9 protein-coding genes are annotated in these 15,234 nt (G+C 72.4%); 2 read left to right on the top strand and 7 right to left on the bottom strand.

Going from position 1 to position 15,234, the window contains the following annotated elements; genetic code table 11:
- The first annotated feature begins 102 nt into the window (after nt 1–102).
- Nucleotides 103–1,491, top strand: a complete 1,389-nt coding sequence (locus tag ACUY4T_RS00935) for a pyridine nucleotide-disulfide oxidoreductase (RefSeq protein ID WP_446017020.1) — start codon at nt 103–105, stop codon at nt 1,489–1,491.
- Between the two features lie 101 nt (nt 1,492–1,592).
- Here the strand turns inward: ACUY4T_RS00935 and ilvC are convergent, their stop codons facing one another.
- The 5 genes from ilvC to ACUY4T_RS00910 form a co-directional block, all read right to left on the bottom strand.
- A complete protein-coding gene (ilvC, locus tag ACUY4T_RS00930) occupies nt 1,593–2,621 on the bottom strand; it encodes a ketol-acid reductoisomerase (protein WP_446017019.1) in 1,029 nt (342 codons plus the stop codon).
- Nucleotides 2,622–2,690: 69 nt separating this feature from the next.
- Nucleotides 2,691–3,200, bottom strand: coding sequence for an acetolactate synthase small subunit (gene ilvN / locus ACUY4T_RS00925; protein ID WP_446017018.1), 510 nt, complete (start codon nt 3,198–3,200; stop codon nt 2,691–2,693).
- Nucleotides 3,201–3,202: 2 nt separating this feature from the next.
- Entirely contained in the window at nt 3,203–5,017 is a 1,815-nt protein-coding gene (locus tag ACUY4T_RS00920) for an acetolactate synthase large subunit (protein WP_446017402.1), read from the bottom strand.
- A 46-nt stretch (nt 5,018–5,063) separates the two neighbouring features.
- Nucleotides 5,064–6,758 carry a dihydroxy-acid dehydratase gene (ilvD, locus tag ACUY4T_RS00915; protein ID WP_446017017.1) on the bottom strand — a complete coding sequence of 565 codons (1,695 nt, stop codon included), beginning with the start codon at nt 6,756–6,758 and terminating at the stop codon, nt 5,064–5,066.
- Between the two features lie 110 nt (nt 6,759–6,868).
- Nucleotides 6,869–9,040, bottom strand: coding sequence for a bifunctional alpha,alpha-trehalose-phosphate synthase (UDP-forming)/trehalose-phosphatase (locus tag ACUY4T_RS00910; RefSeq protein ID WP_446017401.1), 2,172 nt, complete (start codon nt 9,038–9,040; stop codon nt 6,869–6,871).
- Nucleotides 9,041–9,202: 162 nt separating this feature from the next.
- Between ACUY4T_RS00910 and ACUY4T_RS00905 the strand changes: the two genes are divergently transcribed.
- On the top strand, nt 9,203–10,063 hold the full coding sequence (locus ACUY4T_RS00905) for a sugar phosphate isomerase/epimerase family protein (RefSeq protein ID WP_446017016.1): 861 nt from the start codon (nt 9,203–9,205) through the stop codon (nt 10,061–10,063).
- Between the two features lie 16 nt (nt 10,064–10,079).
- On the opposite strand, the gene ACUY4T_RS00900 is transcribed toward ACUY4T_RS00905, so the two are convergent.
- Nucleotides 10,080–12,308, bottom strand: coding sequence for a YhgE/Pip family protein (locus ACUY4T_RS00900; protein WP_446017015.1), 2,229 nt, complete (start codon nt 12,306–12,308; stop codon nt 10,080–10,082).
- The gene (locus tag ACUY4T_RS00895) at nt 12,305–15,226 is read right to left on the bottom strand and encodes an MMPL family transporter (protein ID WP_446017014.1); all 2,922 of its coding nucleotides are present in this window, start codon (nt 15,224–15,226) and stop codon (nt 12,305–12,307) included. The genes ACUY4T_RS00900 and ACUY4T_RS00895 overlap by 4 nt, the downstream gene beginning before the upstream one ends.
- Between the last annotated feature and the right edge of the window lie 8 nt (nt 15,227–15,234).

Genomic DNA, 15,234 nt, shown 5'->3' with positions numbered 1-15,234 from the left:
GGGTACGAGGCGGAATTCCCGTGCTCATTCGCGCACCCGTCGGATCGCGACGCGGGTCGAAGTGCCTTGACGCCCGTCGCCGGGCCGTGCTGCCATGGCGCCATGGCATCAGTGGTCGAACTCGATGCGGACTACCTCGTCGTGGGGGCGGGGGCCATGGGGATGGCCTTCGTCGATGCACTCGTCGGCCACTCCGACGCGACCGTCGCGATCGTGGATCGGCGCCATGCCCCCGGCGGCCACTGGCTGGACGCGTACCCGTTCGTGCGGCTGCACCAGGCGTCGGCGTTCTACGGGGTCGCCTCCACGCTGCTCGGCGGGGGACGCATCCAGGTCGAGGGGCCGGAGACGGGCCTGCACGAGCGGGCGACCGCCGCCGAGATCTGCGCGTACTACGCCGAGGTGCTCGAGCAGCTCATGGGCACGGGGCGCGTGAGCTTCCATCCGGGTTGCGAGTACACGGGCGGGCGCAGCTTCCGCTCCCGCATCAGCGGGGTCGAGTACGTCGCGCCCCGGGCCCGCCTGGTCGACGCGGCGTACCTCGCCGGCGACATCCCCGCCACGACGCCGCCTCCGTTCACGACGGAGGGCGGCGCGACCGTCATCCCGGTGAACGACCTGGTCCGGGTGACCGATCCGCCCGACCGGTACGTCGTCGTCGGGGCGGGCAAGACCGCGGTCGACGCGTGCGTCTGGCTGCTGCAGAACCACGTCGACCCCGGCGCGATCTGCTGGGTCCGGCCGCGCGACGCGTGGATGCTCGACCGGGCCGTCGTGCAGCCCGACCCCGCGGTCTTCACCGGGATGGCCGCCGGCGTCATGGAGGCGGCGGCCGCGGCGAGCTCGGCCGACGACCTGTTCCTCAGGCTCGAGGATCGGGGGATCATGGTGCGGATCGACCCGGCCGTCACGCCGACGATGGCGAAGACGCCGACGCTCGCCCGCTGGGAGCTCGACCTCGCCCGGCAGGTGACGGATGTCGTGCGACGGGGTCACCTGCGCGCCGTGTCACCCGGCCGCCTGCGCTTCGACGACGGCGACGTCCGGATCCCGCCGAACGCGATCGTCGTCCACTGCGCCGCATCCGGCCTCGGTTCGAGGCCGCTCGTGCCCATCTGGCAGCCCGACGCGATCCGCCCCGGCCCCGCGGCGCGGATCGGGTTCCCGTGCTTCGGGGCGGCGCTCACCGGCTACGTGGAGGCGACGCGAGACGACGACGACGTGAAGAACGACGCCTGCCGTCCCTCGCCCTACGCGAACACGCCCGCCGACTGGATGACGATGCAGGTCATCGGCGGTGAGGCGGCCCGCGCGATGTCGCGGCATCCCGACCTCAGGGAGTTCGCGAACGCGACGACGCTCAACCCGTCGCGGATCCCGCCGGATCGAGCCGACGACCCCGACGTGGCCGCCGCGATCACCCGGTTGAAGGCGTCCGTCGGCCCCGGCCGGGAGCGGCTGGCCCGGCTCGCCGGGGGCGCGGCGGCCTGATCGCCTCACGGCGCGACGAGCATGCGCCGAGACGACGGTCGCCCCGACCCTCCGGGGCGGGGCGACCGTGCGCGAACCGGCGAGGCCGTCGTCGACGACGCCTAGCGGGCGACCTCGCCGTCGACGTAGTCGTCCTCGTCGACCTTGGTCCAGGCGAACAGCTTGCGCAGGTCGCGACCCGTGGTCTCGATCGGGTGGCCCTGGCCCTTCTCGCGCAGCTCGAGGAACTCCTTGGCGCCGTTGTCCTGGTCGTCGATGAAGCGCTTGGCGAAGGTGCCGTCCTGGATGTCGGCGAGCACCGCCTTCATGTTCTCCTTGACGCGCTCGTCGATGACGCGGGGGCCCGAGACGTAGTCGCCGTACTCGGCGGTGTCGGAGACCGACCAGCGCTGCTTCGAGATGCCGCCCTCCCACATGAGGTCGACGATGAGCTTCAGCTCGTGGAGCACCTCGAAGTAGGCGATCTCGGGCTGGTAGCCGGCCTCGGTGAGGGTCTCGAAGCCGTACTGCACGAGCTGCGAGACGCCGCCGCAGAGCACGGCCTGCTCGCCGAACAGGTCGGTCTCGGTCTCCTCCGTGAAGGTCGTCTTGATGACGCCGGCGCGGGTGCCGCCGATGGCCTTGGCGTACGACTTCGCGAGCTCCCACGCGCTGCCCGAGGCGTCCTGCTCGACGGCGATGATGTCGGGGATGCCGCGGCCGGCGACGAACTCGCGGCGCACGGTGTGACCCGGCGCCTTCGGCGCGACGAGGATCACGTCGACGCCCTCGGGCGCCTCGATGTAGCCGAAGCGCACGTTGAAGCCGTGGCCGAAGACGAGCGTGTCGCCCGCCTTCAGGTTGTCCTTCACGGACTCGGCGTAGATGTGGCGCTGGAACTGGTCGGGCGCGAGGATGACGACGACGTCGGCCCAGGCCGCGGCATCCGCCACGCTCTTGACCTCGAAGCCGGCCTCCTCGGCCTTCGCCGTCGACTTCGAGCCCTCCTTGAGGCCGATGACGACGTCGACGCCGGAGTCGCGCAGGTTCTGCGCGTGCGCGTGCCCCTGCGAGCCGTAGCCGATGACGGCGACCTTCCTGCCCTGGATGAGCGAGAGGTCGGCGTCCTTGTCGTAGTAGATCTCAGCCATGTGCGGTCTTTCTCCTCGTTGTGGTTCAGGTGAGCGGATGCCGCGGCGGCGCGCTGCGGCGTCCGCCGGTCAGTTCTTGTAGACGCGTTCGGTGATCGACTTGCCGCCCCGGCCGATGGCGAGCAGCCCCGACTGGGCGATCTCCTTGATGCCGTAGGGCTCGAGCACGCGGAGCAGGGCGTTGGTCTTGCCGGAGTCGCCGGTGACCTCGATCACGAGCGCGTCGGTCGACACGTCGACGACGCGGGCCCGGAACAGGTTCACCGCCTCGAGCACGGCCGAGCGGGTCGCGTTGTCGACGCGCACCTTGATGAGCAGGTGCTCGCGTTGGACGGACTGGGCGGGATCGAGCTCGACGATCTTGAGCACGTTGACGAGCTTGTTCAGCTGCTTGGTGACCTGCTCGAGCGGCAGGTCCTCCACGTCGACGACGACGGTGATGCGCGAGAGCCCCTCGATCTCGGAGTGGCCCACCGCGAGCGACTCGATGTTGAAGCCGCGACGCGAGAAGAGCCCCGCGACGCGGGTCAGCAGGCCGGGCTTGTCCTCGACGAGGAGGGAGAGCACGTGGGTCGACATGTTCAGTCCTCCTGGCTGAAGGCCGGCGAGTGGTCGCGGGCGTACTGGATGTAGGAGTTGGAGACGCCCTGCGGCACCATCGGCCACACCATGGCGTCGGCGGAGACGACGAAGTCGATCACGACCGGTCGGTCGTTGGTCTCGAGCGCGAGCTTGATGGCGTCGTCGACCTCCTCCTCCTTCGTCACCCGGATGCCGAGCGCGCCGTAGGCCTCCGCCATCTTCACGAAGTCGGGCACGCGCACGGTGTCGTGGCCGGTGTTCAGGTCGGTGTTCGAGTACCGGCCGTCGTAGAAGAGGGTCTGCCACTGCCGGACCATGCCGAGCGAGGAGTTGTTGATGACCGCGACCTTGATCGGGATGTCGTTCAGGGTGCAGGTCGCGAGCTCCTGGTTGGTCATCTGGAAGCAGCCGTCGCCGTCGATCGCCCAGACGGTGCGGTGCGGCTCGGCCACCTTCGCGCCCATGGCCGCCGGAACCGCGTACCCCATGGTGCCGGCGCCGCCGGAGTTCAGCCAGGCGTTGGGTCGCTCGTACTTGATGAACTGCGCCGCCCACATCTGGTGCTGGCCGACGCCGGCGGCGTACACGCCCTCGGGGCCGGTCAGCTCGCCGATCCGCTGGATCACGTACTGCGGGGCGAGGAGGCCGTCGGAGGTCGGCGAGTAGCCGAGCGGGAACTCCGAGCGCAGGCCGTCGAGGGTCGACCACCAGTCGGCGATGTCGGGCGTGGTCTGCTTGGCCACCTCGCGGTACGCCGCGAGGAGGTCGACGAGCACGTCCTTCGCGTCGCCCACGATCGGCACGTCGGCGGCGCGGATCTTGCCGATCTCGGCCGGGTCGATGTCGACGTGCACGACCTTCGCCTCGGGAGCGAACAGCGCCGCCTTGCCGGTGACGCGGTCGTCGAACCGGGCGCCGAGCACGACCAGCAGGTCGGACTCCTGCAGGGCGAGCACGGCCGGGACCGTGCCGTGCATGCCCGGCATGCCGAGGTGCTGCGGATGGGAGTCGGGGAACGCGCCGCGCGCCATGAGCGTCGTGACCACGGGCGCGCCGGTGGCGTCGGCGAAGGCCTCGAGCTCCTGCGCCGCACCGGCGCGGATGATCCCGCCGCCCACGTAGAGCACGGGCCGCTTGGCCTCGGCGATCATCTGCGCCGCGGCGAGCACCTGCTTGCCGTGCGCCTTGGTGATGGGGCGGTAGCCGGGCAGGTCCATCTTCGGCGGCCACTGGAAGGAGAACGTCGCCTGCTGCGCGTCCTTCGTGATGTCGACGAGGACCGGGCCGGGCCGGCCCGTGGTGGCGATGTGGACCGCGGCGGCGATGGTCGCCGGGATCTCCTCGGCGGTCTTCACGAGGAACGAGTGCTTCGTGATCGGCATCGTGATGCCGACGATGTCGGCCTCCTGGAAGGCGTCGGTGCCCATGAGGTTCGAGAACACCTGGCCGGTGATCGCGAGGAAGGGCACCGAGTCCATGTGGGCGTCGGCGATCGCCGTGACGAGGTTGGTCGCGCCCGGGCCCGACGTGGCGATCGCGACGCCGAGCCTGCCCGACGAGGACGCGTAGCCCTCGGCCGCGTGACCGGCGCCCTGCTCGTGGCGGACGAGGATGTGGCGCAGCTTGCGGCTGTCGAGCAGGGGGTCGTAGACGGGCAGGATGGCGCCGCCGGGCAGGCCGAAGACGTCGGTGATGCCGAGCAGCTCGAGCGAGCGGACGACCGCCTCGGCTCCGGTGAGCATCTCCTGGCCGCCGGGGGCCTGCGTCTGCGACAGGCTGGCGGGCGAAGGCACGGGACTGGCTTCCGTGGTCATTCGTTTCCTGTTCATGGTGCGATGGTGTTCGGGACAGGCGAGGGCCTCAGCCCGTGGTCGCGCCTTCGGCTGCGGAGCGCACGAGCTTGGAGTACTTCGCGAGGACGCCTCGGGTGTAGCGCGGGGGAAGCGGCGCCCAGCCGTCGCGGCGGGCTGCCAGCTCGGTCCCGTCGACCAGTAGGTCGATGGAACGAGCCGCGATATCGACCCGAATCAGATCACCATCGCGCACCAGCGCGATCGGACCTGCGTCGACCGCCTCGGGTGCTATGTGGCCGATGCACAGGCCGGTTGTGCCGCCTGAGAATCGTCCGTCCGTCAAGAGTAGTACATCTTTTCCGAGCCCTGCGCCCTTGATGGCGGCGGTGATGGCGAGCATCTCGCGCATGCCGGGACCGCCCTTCGGCCCCTCGTAGCGGATGACGACGACGTCGCCGGCGTTGATGTCGCCGGCGGTCAGGGCGTCCATCGCGGCGCGCTCGCGCTCGAACACCCGTGCGGGACCCTCGAACGTCGCGGCGTCGAATCCAGCGGTCTTCACGACGGCGCCCTGCGGCGCGAGCGACCCGTGCAGGATCGTGAGGCCGCCGGTCTCGTGGATCGGGTCGTCGAGCGTGCGCAGCACCTCGCCGTCGAGCGCCGGGATGTCCATCTCGGCGAGGTTCTCGGCGAGCGTCTTCCCGGTGACGGTGAGCGCGTCGCCGTGCATGAGGCCGGCGTCGACGAGCGCCTTCATCAGGACGGGGAGCCCGCCGCGGCGGTCGACGTCGTTCATGACGTACTTGCCGAACGGCTTGAGGTCGCCGATGTGCGGCACCTTCGATCCGATCCGGTTGAAGTCGTCCAGGGTGAGCTCGACCTCGGCCTCGCGGGCGATCGCGAGCAGGTGCAGGACGATGTTCGTCGAGCCGCCGAGCGCCATGCCCACGGCGATGGCGTTCTCGAACGCCTTCTTGGTGAGGATCTGCCGTGCCGTGATGCCCCGCTCGAGCAGGTTGACGACCGCCTCCCCGGAGCGGTGCGCGTAGGCGTCGCGCCGGCGGTCGGCCGAGGCGGGCGACGCCGAGCCGGGCAGCGAGAGCCCGAGCGCCTCGGCGACGGAGGCCATGGTGTTCGCCGTGTACATGCCGCCGCAGGCACCCTCGCCCGGCGCGAACGCGCACTCGATGCGCTTGGCGTCCTCCTCGCTCATGCGGCCGGCCTTCACCGCGCCCACCGCCTCGAACGAGTCGATGATCGTGATGTCCTTCTCCGTGCCGTCCGACAGGCGCACCCACCCGGGGGCGATCGACCCGGCGTAGAGGAAGACCGAGGCGAGGTCGAGCCGCGCGGCGGCCATGAGCATGCCCGGGATCGACTTGTCGCACCCGGCGAGCAGGACGGAGCCGTCGAGCCGCTCGGCCTGCATGACGACCTCGACCGAGTCCGCGATGACCTCACGGGAGACCAGCGAGAAGTGCATGCCCTCGTGGCCCATGGAGATGCCGTCCGAGACCGAGACGGTGCCGAACTGCAGCGGATAGCCGCCGCCGGCGTGCACGCCCTCCTTCGCCGCCTGGGCGAGCCGGGCGAGCGAGAGGTTGCAGGGCGTGATCTCGTTCCACGAGCTGGCGATGCCCACCTGGGGCTTGTCCCAGTCGGCGTCGCCCATGCCGACGGCGCGGAGCATGCCCCGACTCGTGGTGGCTTCGATGCCGTCCGTGACGACGCGACTGCGGGGCTTGCGATCGATCTCCGACATGGATCGAGTCTACGGCGACGTGCATATGCGTTGCGCCGCGCCGGCGGCGGGCGCCGCGGCATCCGTTCGCCGTCGTGTCGAAGGCGGTGCCGGATGCCGTGCGCCGGCGCTCAGCGGGCCGATTCGCGGGCGTCGGCGAGGACCTCGAGCAGTTCGGCCACGTCGTCCGGCCCGCGCAGGCGGTAGGCGGCGAGGGACTTGCCCTGGCCGACCTTCACGCCGATGTCGTCGGTCTCGAGCGTCGCGAACGCGTCCTCGTCGGTGACGTCGTCGCCGACGTAGAGGACCGCGTCGGCGCCCGCGTGCTGGCGCAGCCGCGTCAGCGCCTCGCCCTTGTCGCTGGCGCGCACGGCGAACTCGAGCACGTTCTTGCCCGTGCGCGTGCTGAGGCCCGGAAGGGCCTGCTCGACGCGTTCCCGAGCCTCGCGCTGCAGGGCGGCACCGGCGCTCGCACCGAGCTTGCGGGTGTGCAGCGCGATGCCGGCGGGCTTGTGTTCGACCCAGGCGCCGTCGGCGGAGGAGGCCGCCTGCTCGACGATCTCGATGAGCTGCTCGAGCCTGGTGAGCTCGTTCTCGCGCAGGTCGATGGTCACGCCGCCGCCGTCGAGCTGCAGCTCCACGCCGTGCGAGCCGCTCAGCAGGGCCGCGACCGGCGGCGAGGCGACGTCCTTGAGGCTGTCGAGCGCGCGGCCCGACACCAGGGCGACGCGCGTGTCGTCGTCCTCCGACATCCGCTCGATCGCCGCGCGGGCGCGCTCGGTCGCGCGGGCGTCCTCGGGACGGTCGACGAGCGGCGCGAGCGTGCCGTCGAAGTCGAGCGCGACGAGCAGTCGCGGCGCCTCGGCGATGCGGGCGATCGCGGCGCGCAGCCCCTCGGGCACCCCCTGCTCGATCTTCCCCACGCCCGTCAGGGTCTCGAGGAACGTGGCCGACCAGTTCGCCACGTCGTTGTCCTTCACGCGCTTGCGGAGCGCCCGCATGCGGCGCGCCCGCTCGCGGGTGGGCATCTGCGTCGCCTCCACCATGGCGTCTTTGAGCCCCTCGATGTCGTGAGGGTTGACGAGGATCGCCTGTCGAAGCTCGTCGGAGGCCCCGGTGAACTCGCTGAGCAGGAGCACGCCGTCGTCGTCGAACCGGGAGGCGACGTACTCCTTGGCGACGAGGTTCATGCCGTCGCGCAGCGCGGTGACGAGCATGACGTCGGCGGCGAGGTAGAGGGCCGCCATCTCCTCGCGCGGGTAGCCGTGGTGCAGGTACGTGATCGCCGGATGGCCCAGCGTGGAGTGGTCGCCGTTCAGGCGGCCGACGAGCAGCTCGATCTCGTCGCGCAGCTGCCGGTACGTGTCGACCCGCTCGCGCGACGGGCTCGCGACCTGGACGAGCGTCGCCTGCTCGACCGTGAGCCGATCGTCGCGCAGCAGTTCCCCGAACGCCTTGATGCGGTGCCGGATGCCCTTGGTGTAGTCGAGGCGGTCGACGCCCAGCATGACCACGTCGGGGTCGCCGAGGCTCCGCCGGATCGCACGGGCACGTTCCTGCACCTCGGGCTTGCGCGCGAGCTGCTCGAAGGCGGAGGCGTCGATCGAGATCGGGAAGTGGCGCGCGACCACGTGCCGGGTCTCGCCGTCGTGCTCGGGCACCTCGATCACGCTGCCGCGGGTGCGGTGGCCGAAGAGCCGGCGGACCGCCCGCGAGAAGTTGCCGGCGTCGGCCGCCCGCTGGAAGCCGATGACGTCGGCCCCCAGGAGCCCGTCCACGACCTGTCGCCGCCACGGCAGCTGCGAGTAGATGCCGTAGGCGGGGAACGGGATGTGGTTGAAGAACCCGATGACCAGGTCGGGGCGCGACTCGCGGAGCATCCGCGGCACGAGCTGCAGCTGGTAGTCCTGCACCCACACGACGGCGCCCTCGGCCGCCGCGCGCGCCGCGGCCTCGGCGAAGCGCCGGTTCACCCGGACGTACGCATCCCACCACTCGCGGTGGAAGCGCGGCGGCGCGATGACGTCGTGATAGAGCGGCCACAGCGTGTCGTTGCTGAAGCCCTCGTAGTACTCCTCCACCTCGTCGGCCGACAGCGGCACCGGGACGATCGAGATGCCGTCGTGCTCGAACGGGTCGAACTCGCGGTCCGCGACCCCCGCCCAGCCGACCCACGCCCCCTCGTTGGCCCGCATGACGGGCTCGAGCGCCGTGACGAGTCCGCCCGGCGAGCCCTTCCACTTCGTGTCGGCTCCCTCGCCGCCGACGTAGTCGACGGGCAGCCGGTTCGACACCACCACCATGTCGTAGGCGGCGTCGCGGTACAGGTCGTCGGTCTCGGATTCGGGCTTCACGGCGTCGGGTCCTCCTCGGACGGATCGTCGTTCAGGCTAACAGGGGCCGGAAGTCCTCACCCGGCGTCCAGACACCGGGTCTAGACTTCCATCCTCATGATCCGCATCGGTATGAGCACCACCTGTGTGTACCCTCTCGAACCCGAGCACGCCTTCCGTTACGCGAAGGAGGCCGGGTTCGACGGCGTCGAGATCATGGTGACCCAGGAGCTCACCACGCAGGTCGCCGACGGCCTCGTCGAGATGGCCGAGCGGTGGGAGCTTCCGATCCTCTCGATCCACGCGCCGGTGCTGCTGCTCACCCACTTCGTATGGGGTCGCGACCCGCGGGTGAAGCTCGACCGCACGGCCGAGCTCGCCGCCGCCGTCGGCGCGGAGGCCGTCGTCGTGCACCCGCCGTTCCGATGGCAGTCGACGTACGCGAAGGAGTTCCTCCCCGCGGTCCGCGAGTTCTCCGGCGCGCACGGCGTCGAGATCGCGGTCGAGAACATGTTCCCGTGGCGCGCCGCCGGGCGGAACATGAAGGCCTACGCTCCGGGCTGGGACCCGCGCGAGATGGACTGCGACGCGGTCACCCTCGATTTCTCGCACGCGTCGCTCTCGGGCGTCGACAGCCTCGAGTACGCGAAGGACCTGGGCGACCGCCTGCGTCACGTGCACCTCTGCGACGGCACGGGGGCGATCGGCGAGGGGCAGATCTTCGACGAGCACCTGCTGCCCGGCCGCGGCACCCAGCCGGTCGCCGAGACCCTGCGCTGGCTCGCCGACCGCGGGTGGAACGGCTCGGTCGTCGCGGAGATCAACACGCGCAAGGCCAAGTCCGAGGAGGAGCGCCTCGACCTGCTCCGCGAGACCGTGGCCTTCGCGCGCGAGCACACCGCGGTCGCCCCGGCTCCCGAGCCGCAGGCGCCCGAGTCGCCGCTGGCCCGGATGCGGCACGCGATCGACGCGTTCCTCCCGCACCGCGGCTGACGCGGGCGGACCCGCGTCAGGCGGGCACGGCCATCGCCGGCCCGACGGCCCGGATGCCGCGTCGGCGGGCGATGACCGCCGCCGTGCCGACCGCGCCCAGCAGCCCGAACAGCGCCACCGCCGCGGCCGCGCCGGCGACCTCGCCGCCGCCCGCGCCGCTCACGATGAGCTGCATGCCCTGCACCGCCCAGGTGAGCGGGAGGAACGGGCTGACGGCCTGGAACGGACCGCTCACCACCTCGAGCGGGTAGAGCCCGCCGGACGCCGCGAGCTGCACGACGACGAGCACGAGCGAGACGATGGTGCCCGCCCGGCCGAGCCAGGCGCCGAGGAAGGCGTGGATCGCGGTGAACGCCACGGCGAGCAGTGCGGAGAACGCGAGCGTCTGCGGCAGCAGCGACCAGTCGACCCCGAGCGCGGTGTGCATGAGCAGGACGACGAGGGCCGCCTGGGCGAGCCCGACCAGCGATCCCCGGAACAGCGTGCGGGCGACGAGGGTCCCCGTCGACGCGGTGCTCGCGAGCGCCTCCCGGCCGAACGGCCGGAACACGAGGAAGAGGGCCATCGCCCCGAGCCAGAGCCCGATCGGCGCGAGCAGCATCGCGATGAGCTGCCCGAGCGAGTCGATGGGGTTGTCCCGTGCCGACGCCATCGTCACCGGGTCGGCGACGACCGACGCCGTCTCCTCCGGGTCGAGGTCGGTCAGCGCGGACGAGCCCTCGGCGCCCTCGGCCAGTCCGTCGGCGAGCTCACCCGTGCCGTCGGCGAGCTCCGCCGCCCCGGTCGCCGACGACGCGGCGCCGGACTCGAGCCGGGTGAGCCCGCTGGAGATCCCGTCGACCCCGGTCGCCAGGCCCGCGGCCCCGTCCCGGATCGCGGGCGATCCGGCCGCCGCCTGGCCCGCTCCGGCGGCGAGCTGCGAGATGCCGGACTGGAGCCCGTCGACGCCCGACCCGGTGCCGGCGACCAGCTGCGCGCCACCGGCCGCGAGCTCGTCGAATCCGGTCGCGGTGCCGCTCCGCAGCGCCGCTCCCCCGGCCTCGAGCTGTTCGAAGCCGCTCGCGACCTCGGTCCGCAGGACCCCGCCGCCGGCGACGAGCTGGTCGAACGCCCCGCCGGTCTGGGCGACGAGGTCGTCGCCGCCGTCGGCCGCGGCGCGCACCTGCGCGACGTACGCCTCGACCGCCGCGCGGGTGGCCGGGTCGGCGATCGACGCGGCCAGCGCATCGCCGCCGTCGGCCAGCTGCGCGATCCCCGCGACGTACTGCGCGGTGCCCGACGTCAGGCCCTGGCCCGTCTGGTCGACCCCGCCGACGTAGCCGGCGATCCCCTGGTCGACGCCGTCGCCCGCGGCGCCCACGCCGGCGACGTACTGCGCGATCCCGTCGTCGATGCCCGCTCCCGCGGCGCCCACCCCGGCCACGTACTGCGCGACGCCCGAGGTGATGCCGTCCAGCGACGCGGCCTGCCCGTCGAGCGTCGACACGCCGCCGGCCAGCTGTTCGACGCCCGAAGTGTACTGGTCGACCCCCGATGCGAACGCCGAGGCGCCGGCCGCGGCATCCGAGGACCCGTCGGCCGCGGTTCCCAGGCCCGACGCGAGCTGGTCGAGCCCGCCGGCGAGCGCGTCGGCGCCGTCGGCGAGCCGCCCCGCCCCGTCGGCCGCCTCGCCGAACGCCCCGCCGACCTGGATGAGGTTGCCGTAGAGGCCCTCGAGGTACTGGGTGGTGAGCTCCTGGCCGAAGGTGGTCGCGATCGCGTCGCCCACCGTCGCGGCCACGGTCCCGGCGAGGTAGCCGTGGGCGTCGTCGGTCCGGATGTCGAGGGCCGCGGTCGTCGGCGACTGGCCCGAGAGCGAGGTCACCGACTGGGAGAAGTCCGACGGGATGGTGAGCACGGCGTACGCGTCCCCCGAAGCCAACGCCTCGGCGGCCTGCTCGTCGTTCGAGATGGTCCAGTCGAAGCCGGTCTCGCCGTCGCCGGTCAGCTCGGTGACGAGCTGGCGGCCCGCGAGCACGGGCTGCTCGCCCCCGTCGGGCAGCGTGAGCGTGACCATCTCGTCGTTGTTCACGACGATGGCCGGCACGGCGTCGAGGCGGTCGTCGGCGCCGCCGACCGCGGCGGCCACGAGACCGGCCACGGCGAGGGGCACGGCGACCACGGCGGCGAGCAGCGCAGCGCGGCGGCCTCGGCGCTGCGCGGGAGAGGCACCGCCGAGGGCGGCGGCGGAGTCGGGTCGGGTCATCGCAGGGCCTCCTCGGGGCGGGCGGCGAGGTCGAGTTCTCGGATACCCCGCGCGGCGAAGTGCGCGCGGGCGGGAGCCGGGTCGGCGTCGGTCGGGACGGTCGCGACCAGCGCGACGCCGTCGGGGACGAGCTGCGCCAGCGCCCGCCAGGTGCGTTGATCGGATGCGTCGAGGTCGACCACCAGGGCGCGCGGTCGCTCGGCGAGCGCGGCGGCGGCCGCGACGAGCAGCCGCTCGAGCGGGTCGAGCTCGGCCAGCGGTGCGGCCGGCTCGATCGCCGCGGCGGGCCACGGGATGGAGCCGGTGAACGGCCCCGCATCCGGGCCGGCGCCGGCGTCGGCCATCGTCCGGGCGGCGGCCACGTCGTCGAGCGCGTCGTCGACCTCGTGGCGGGTGGAACCGAGGCGGTACCACGGGCGGGTCGCGTCGACCCGGCGGGCGATCAGGTCGCCCGCGGTCGGCGCGGTCGCGGCATCCGTCGACGCGTCGGCGATCGCGACGCGGCGCATGACGGCGTTCGCATCGGTCGGGAGCGGCAGCCCGAGCACGGCGAGGCGCCCGCCGGCGGGGAGCAGGCGGCCCGCGAGGGTCGCCGCGACGAGGCGGCGCTCGGCAGGTCCGCCGCGCACGACCAGCGCACCGCCGCGCGGCACGTCGAGCGAGATCGGGCCGATGGGCGCGGCCGGGTCGCCGACCAGGAGCCCGTCGGCGAGCACGTCGGCCCCGCGCCCGGCGGCCCATTCGGACTCGGCGAGGTGGGCGCGCAGGCCCTCGCCCTCGATGTCCACGTCCGGCAGCACCCGCGCGAGCCACCTCGGCAGCCACCACGCGTGGCGCCCGGCGAGCGCCATGGCGGCGGGCACGAACGTCATGCGCACGAGGAACGCGTCGAACGCGACGCCGAAGGCGAGGGCGAACGCGATGCCCTTGATCACGCCCGTGCCCTCGGGCACGAAGGCGAAGAAGACGAAGAACATGATGAGCGCCGCGGCCGTGACCACGCGTGCGGCGTGCTGGAAGCCGTGCATGATCGCCGTGCGCGGCTCGCCGGTCTTCACGAACTCCTCGCGCATGCCCGAGACGAGGAAGACCTCGTAGTCCATCGCGAGCCCGAACAGGACCGCCATGAGCAGGATCGGGAGGAAGCTGAGGATCGGGCCGGGCTCGACGTGCAGCAGGTCGGCGAGCCATCCCCACTGGAACACCGCGACCGTGAGGCCGATCGCGCCGAACGCGGACAGCAGGAAGCCGAGCGCGGCCTTCACCGGGACGAACAGCGACCGGAACACGATCAGCAGCAGCACGATGGAGAGCCCGACCACGATGAGGGCGAACGGGATGAGGGCGTCGTTCAGCCGCTGCGAGATGTCGATCGAGACGGCGGTGTAGCCCGTCACGGCGATCGGCGTGCCGAAGTCGTCGGCGATCTCGGGCTCGAGGGCGCGGAGGTCCTGCACGACCTGCTTGGTGTCGGGGTCGGTGGGGCCGCTCTCCGGGATCACCTGGATGATCGCGGTGTCGACCGTCTCGTTCGGCAGGCCCTCGCCCACGTACGCCACGCCGTCGACCTCGGCCAGGCGCTCGCCGATCGCGTCGAGGTCCTCGAAGATGTCGGTCGTCTGCGTGATGTCGACGGTCACGATCAGCGGCCCGTTGTAGCCGGGCCCGAAGCCGGCCTCGATCATCTCGAAGGCCTCGCGCTGGCTCGACCCGGCTTCGCCCTCGCCCCCGGGGAGGTTGAGGTCGAGGCTCGCCGCGGGGATCGCGGCGGCGCCGAGCAGGCCGACCACGAGCAGCACGAAGACCACGGGGGCCTTCAGCACGGTGTCCACCCAGCGACGGCCGAGCGTCGGCTTCCCGCCCTCGTCGGCCGCGACGGCGCGACGGTGGGCGCGGCTGCCGGGCTTCGGAGCCAGGCGGCCCTTCGCCAGCCCGAGGAGTGCCGGCAGCAGGGTGGCGGCGCCGATCACGGCGATGAGCACCGCGAACGCCGCCCCCACGCCCATGACGCTGAGGAAGGGGATGCCGACGACGAGCAGGCCGAGCAGCGCGATGATGACCGTGAGCCCGGCGAAGACGACGGCGCCGCCCGCCGTGGCGACGGCCTCGGCCGCGCTCTCCTCCGGGTCCATGCCGCGCGCGAGCTGCGTCCGATGGCGCGACAGGATGAACAGCGCGTAGTCGATGCCGACGGCCAGGCCGATCATGACGGCCAGCATCGGCGCGGTGCTCGAGACCGTCGCGAAGGCGGCGACGAGCGAGATGCCGCCGAAGGTGGCGCCGACGCCGACGATGGCGGTCAGCAGCGGCATGCCCGCCGCGAGCAGCGAGCCGAACGTGATGAGCAGCACGACGCCGGCGAAGAGCACGCCGAACACCTCGGTGATCGTGAGGCCGAAGGAGGTCTCCTGGAACACCTCGCCGCCGAACGCGACGCGGAGGCCGGCGTCTGCCCCGATGTCGCCCGTCGCGACGACGGCCTCGATCGACTCGTCGGTGACATCCGTCACCTGCCCGTCGAACTGGACCTGGATGTACGCCGTGCGCTCGTCGCCGGACACCTGGTCGCCGGCGTACTCGTCGAAGGGGCCGAGCACGCTCGCGACGCCGTCGATGCCCTCGAGCTCGCGTTCCATCCCGGCGATCGCGTCGCGGTACTCCCGCTGCTCGACCGAGGCCCCGTCGGGCGCCTCGACGACCGCCTTGGCCGATGCCCCCGCGGTCTGCGGGAAGACCGCCGCGAGCTGGTCGATCGCGTCCTGGGACTCGGTGCCCGGGATCGCGTACGACTCCTGGAGTTGGCCGCCGAGTCCGAGGCCGCCGCCCACGAGCGCGGCGAGCGCGATGATCCAGGCGACGACGACGAGCCAGGCGCGCCGGTACGCGAAGCGTCCGAGGCGGTGGAGGAGCAGTGCCACGTTCGGGT

Source organism: Agromyces arachidis, assembly GCF_052805135.1.
This window is presented reverse-complemented; position numbering and strand designations above follow the sequence as displayed.